The organism is Protofrankia sp. Cr1, from assembly GCF_963555865.1.
Taxonomy (GTDB): domain Bacteria; phylum Actinomycetota; class Actinomycetes; order Frankiales; family Frankiaceae; genus Protofrankia.
This window is the reverse complement of sequence record NZ_CAUVXO010000378.1, coordinates 1-5,139: the sequence shown is the minus strand read 5'-3', so window position 1 is coordinate 5,139 and position 5,139 is coordinate 1. Positions and strand designations below refer to the sequence as shown.

General features: G+C 70.5%; 4 protein-coding genes. All 4 read right to left on the bottom strand.

Annotated elements, in window-relative coordinates; all coding sequences use genetic code 11:
• Positions 1-428, bottom strand: a 428-nt coding sequence (locus U9980_RS21750) for a lanthionine synthetase LanC family protein (protein ID WP_322769621.1), incomplete at its 3' end; no start/stop codon positions are given.
• Positions 425-3,484, bottom strand: a complete 3,060-nt coding sequence (locus U9980_RS21745) for a lantibiotic dehydratase (protein WP_322769620.1) — start codon at positions 3,482-3,484, stop codon at positions 425-427. The genes U9980_RS21745 and U9980_RS21750, both read right to left, overlap by 4 nt.
• Before the next feature lie 64 nt (positions 3,485-3,548).
• On the bottom strand, positions 3,549-3,740 hold the full coding sequence (locus U9980_RS21740) for an FxLD family lanthipeptide (RefSeq protein ID WP_322769619.1): 192 nt from the start codon (positions 3,738-3,740) through the stop codon (positions 3,549-3,551).
• Positions 3,741-3,826: 86 nt separating this feature from the next.
• Positions 3,827-5,080 (bottom strand): methyltransferase, FxLD system, encoded by a 1,254-nt coding sequence (fxlM, locus tag U9980_RS21735; RefSeq protein WP_322769618.1) that lies wholly within the window; start codon positions 5,078-5,080, stop codon positions 3,827-3,829.
• Positions 5,081-5,139: the final 59 nt, after the last annotated feature.

The following is a 5,139-nucleotide window of genomic DNA, read 5'->3' as shown; positions in this document are numbered from 1 at the left end:
AGGGTGTCGCTGGCCGGGGCGGTGCGTAGCAGGACGAGGCCCAGCCCGGTGAGTCCGTACAGCAGGTCGTACTCGCCGAATGTGCCGGGAACCTCCTGCTCGATGCGGTTCCAGGCTGCGTCCAACCGTCGGCGAGTGATGCGGTGCACGTGGCGGTCCAGCGCGGTGGCGGCCTTGTGGTAGCGAGGCTGCCCGTCCGCGGTGGCGGTGTGCAGCACGAAACGCAGGGCCGGCGCGCCGTGTACCAAGCAGCCGCTGGGACTGCCGTCCAGCGGTCCGGATGTCACGAGGACGAGAGCCCGGTGGGCGTCGTGCCAGGTGCCGGTGCCTGTGAGCGCGAGCTCGACGCGCAGCAGCGCGATCCCGGCCGTGCCGTGGGCGAGCGACTGGGTTTCCACCTGCCAGCCGTTGATCGTCGGAACGGTCACAGGTAGCCCGCCTTGCCGAGCTGGCGCAGCGCGACCGCGCGGGCAAGCCGACCGGTCTGCTCCTCGAAGGCGGGGTCAAGGCCGACGGCGCGCATGTGGTGCTCGTGCAGCAGGGGCCGCAGGACTGTGACCGTCTCGCGCTGCGCGGACAGCTGGCCGTGGTAGCCGGCGAGTGCTGCGTCGCGGTCCTCCCACGTTCGGGCGACAGCGTCGCCACCGGGCAGGGCGCCCGGGCCGCTGGCGGAGTCGGCAAGGTCGCAGGCCAGCTCGCGTAGCGCGCGGTCCAGTGGGCCGCTGCCCTGGTCGAGGCAGTGGAGCAGCGCGCGGCACCCGGTTGCCGGGTCCGGCGCGAACGCGGCGGCGATCCGGGCCATGGAGGCGGCGGCGAGGGCCTGGCCTGGCAGGCTGTCGGCGGCGAGTTGAGCGATCGCCGCGGCCGTGTCCGCCGCCCAGACCGCCTCAGCTGCGGTGAGGGCCCCGCCCGTCCCGTACCGACCGGGTTGCTCGTAGTACGGGGCGAAGCTCAGCGCGGCAGGCATACCGCAGACTTCAAGCTCGGCGGCGAAGCGGGCGAGTTCTGCAGCTAGCTGACCGAAGCCGTCTGGGGCGGTGAGGCGGAAGTACACGGCGACGTGTTGGGGCGACTCCGCATGGATCATGTCGCGGTATCGGCGTACCCACCACCGCGTCACCTGCCGCTGAAGACGGTGGCCAAGTTGAGGCAGGTGGACGGCGATGAGATCGTCGAACCGCGCCGGGTTCCCCGTGATGCGCGCACAGACCACCTGGCCGGTTCCGGGACGGTGCACACGACCCGGCGGAGCCGTGACCGGAAGGGGTCGGCGCGGTGGGTCGGCGAGGGTCAGGGGGATGACCAGTTCGGCGGGGCGGCCGAGCCAGTCGTCGGCGCCGGCTGGGCTATCTTCGCGGAGTTCAGCGTGTGAGGCCCGGTTCAGGTGGGCCTGCAAGAGCGTGCGGTCAAGGGGATGCTCCAGGTGCAGCGGGAGCCGCTGCTCACCGTCGCAGAGCACGACGCGGGCGGGCACTCGCCATCGGTGCCGCCAAGAGGCGAGGCGCGCATCGGCGGTGCCACCGGGCGAGACGGCGAGGGCAGCGCGGTCGAGGAGCCAGCGGGCGGGAAACAGAATCGTCTTGCGGTAGCGGATACGCGGCACATAGGGCAGGACGCGCGCAGCGCCGATGTCGAAGGGTCGCATTTCGGCGCAGCGGGCGCCCGCGACCTCGGCGATAAAGCGGGCGAGCGGCGGGGTATAGGCGGTCATCTCTAGTGCATGCGGGATGTGCGGCTCGACGCGCCGTCCGGTGGGCCGGTGGACGAGGTAGAGCTGTGCCCCGTCGGCGGTCACGGCCAGGTCATCCACGGCGACGGCTGTTGCCGTATTGTCGGGGTGTTCGCCGATTGGAACGACGATGTCGATCAGTGGCGCGACGCGGGTCATGTGCTCGGTACGCGGCACACGCGGCGGGAACGACACCTGCACCGCCAGGGCACCGCTGTCTGCCTCGCCTGTTCGGAACGTGGCGGCGAGGGCTTCCCGCTCCGCGGCCGTGAGCACGTGGCTGAACCGGCCGGCCATGCTGCCGGGAACCCGCGCGACACCGGTCACACGCAGCTCGAAGTTCCCCGCGTCGATCGCCGACGTGGACTGCGCGTGCAGTGCGAAGGCGATTTCGCCACGCGGAGGCGGCACGACCGTGTCAGGATCGCCGACCGTGAGCGCACGTACATCGCCGCTGGTCAGGCAGATTTCATCTGTACCGTCGAGCGCCGCCCGCTGGATCAGCGCCAGCAGCGCCGCATCCCGTTCCGTCAGAGTCCGCCACACCGGCCGAGCGGCCGGCGCGCCGAGGAAGCCGTCCGGGTAGCCGAGGCCCGAGTCGGCGACCAGATCCCGAACGGGCACCAGCGTGCCGGGACCATACCGTTCCTTGAACCGGGCCTGATGTTCCAGCCAAGCCATCGCGCCGAACGGCCGAGTCGTCAGGCGGACCAGCGCGTCCGCCGCCTTGGCAGCCTCGTCCAGGACCGCGCTCGGAAGCGCAATGTGGCCGTCAAGCCGCACGTCCAACGCCACAGGACGCTCGACCGCGGCTGTCAGCGCGCTCATCCGGGCGCCGGCGGCGTCGCGGAGCACGACGGCCTCGCTCGGGTGGGCGCAGTCGTTGTGCGCAGCGATCAGGCAGGCGATGTCGGCCAGCTCCCGCAGCAGCGCCGCAGTGTCCGGCGCCTCGTTGGCGCCGGCAGCGCGCAGCGCGGCGCACACGTGCTCCAAGGGGTCGCCGGCCGTCATCGGCGGGCGCAGGCTGGAGATCAGGAAACCGTTGTCCAGAAGGTCCCCGAGCAACGCGTCGACACGCTCCGCAGCCGCCCCCGGAAACCGGGCCACCAACGCCGCGGCGAGAACGGCGACGCTGACCGGCTCGGCGGCCAGGCTCATCGCGGCCCGCACAGGCGCGGTCGCGCGTATCGACGTGTCGCGGAGCGGGCCCGGCGTCCGGACGCCAACCGGGACAGGGCACGCCAACGTCAGCCGGCCATCTCTCACGACCGCGGTGGAATCCGCCGTCACGGTAAGCCGCTCGCGCACGGCTGGCGTCCGGTCGAGCTGCGATACCAGAACCATGATCCATTCAGCATCTGGGCGAGCGAACGCCCGGTGCGCGCCGCCGATCGCCGCCGCGGCCGGCCCGACAGCGGCGGGGACAACTCCGGCGAACAGCCCGAACGGAGTGACCCGCCGCTGCCAGCGCAGCAGATAGGAGGCCAGAGCCAGCACCACGCGCCGCAGATCACGAGAGCTGGAATGCCCACCGGCGGAGACGATGTCCCCGACCCGGGCGGCAAGATCCGGGCTCGCCGCCGTGACCGCTTCACGCACGTCGGAACGCGACCAGATCTTCGCGAGCCACGCGGCGCCCTCAGCCTCGACGGCCGCCGGATCGGTGACGTCCAGGTCGCGCGGCACATCGAGATCCCCCGGATCCGTCGTCGACCGCAGCAGAACCACGCCGCGGTGTCGGTACCGTGCGGCCATGCGTGCTCCTCGGGCGACAAGAAGGAAGACTGCGCCTTGATTGGGACGGTGGGCCGCGATCAGGTCAGGACGGGTCGTCGGAGACGCTGGAGCAGGCGCTCGGCTGGCAGGTCGACCCACAGTTGTCGTCTGTCGAGCACATCATGATCACGAGCGGGCCGGCTGCCTCGATCACCCGGAGGTCGAGATCGACGTCAAACAGGTCGGCCTCGGCCTCGATCGGCGCCGGTACGAGAGCGGGGACAGACGGAGTCATGAGGTGACACTCCTTACGAAGGCGTGGAGTAGCGGAATATGCGTGGAAGCGATGCCGATGGGGTGCTGACGGCAGACCGCGCCGGGCTAGCCGGCGGACGGCCACGTGATGGTCGCGGTGCCGTGGGCTTTGTGAAACATGCCCGTAGGAGCGCTATCGAGGGCGGTGATCGTGGTCCCGGCGGGCCAGTAGGCGAAGGCGTCACCGGGTATCGCCCGGCCATGGCGGTCCCAGTCCTTGATCTGCGCGACGAGCGCCTCGGCGGCCTCGGCCGCGTGCGGCCCGTACCCACGCGCGCCGAATTCGTACTCCGCGCCTCGGACGCCGGTCTCGCGCAGTTCCATCACGCAGAACGAGTCACCAAGCACACCGCCGAACGGGAACCAGGTCTTACACACACCCTCGGCCGCCATCGGTGTGCCCTGGCCAGCCTCGACACGGCAGAAGCCTGGCAGGAACCCCGCGAGCCACAGGTGAAGATCAGCAAAGTCGACCTGGTCGGGGATCGTGAGCCCGGACCAAGCCCGAACCGCCCCGGACTCCAACGCTCCCTCCAGCAGAGTCGGGTCGTTCAGTTCGGTCTCGTCGAACAGCAGCGTCACCTGCCCGCCCGCAGGGTCATGCAACGCGAGCCTCCGCTCGACCCGTGCCCCGACACCCTGCATCTCGACGAATCCGCATAGCTGCGCCGACGTGCTCGCCCAGCACTCCTCCGCACGACGAAAGGCCAGCGACCGGGTGAAGGTGTTCATCCTCAGTGGCATCACGATCACCCCGCCGGGCGTCAGTTGCTCCAACCACGCCGGGGCGATATCCCACGCGCCGACCGTTACCAAGATCGCGTCATAGTCCGCGTACTCACCCACCCCGTACTCCGCGTCCGCTGTGACGACGACGACTCGCTCGTCGTATCCGCCGGCGCGCAGCCCCGCAGACGCGCGGGCGGTCACGTCCCGATCGATGTCTACGGTTACAACCAGGCCCTTCTCCCCGGTGATCTCGGCGACCAAGGCGGCGTTGTAGCCGCCGCTGCCGATCTCCAAGACGCGCATACCCGCCGCGATGCCGGCCTGCTCGATCATCCGTGCCTGAAGCCACGGCGCCGACACCGTCGACATGCTCGCGCCGCCAGCACCGACCTTCGTGACCACGGACTGGTCGACGCCGTAGGCCGTCTCCAACGGCGTGCCGTCCGGCACGAACAGATGCCGTGGGACAGCCCTGAACGCGGCCTCCACCTCCGGCCTGCCGATCCAGCCGTCGGCGACCAGCCGGTCGGTCATCGCCGCGCGCAGCTCATCTTCGCTGCCAGTGCTGATGATGCTCTCGGCTTGGCTCACTCACGCTCCTGGGCTATCGGCTCGGTTGTGGAATAAAGGGCGTACAGGCTGCGGTGATC

What these genes read in the sequence shown, in the direction of transcription:
- U9980_RS21745 (WP_322769620.1), bottom strand. Translation starts at nt 3,484, where the DNA reads ATGGCCGCACGGTACCGACACCGCGGCGTGGTTCTGCTGCGGTCGACG.
- U9980_RS21740 (WP_322769619.1), bottom strand. Translation starts at nt 3,740, where the DNA reads ATGACTCCGTCTGTCCCCGCTCTCGTACCGGCGCCGATCGAGGCCGAG.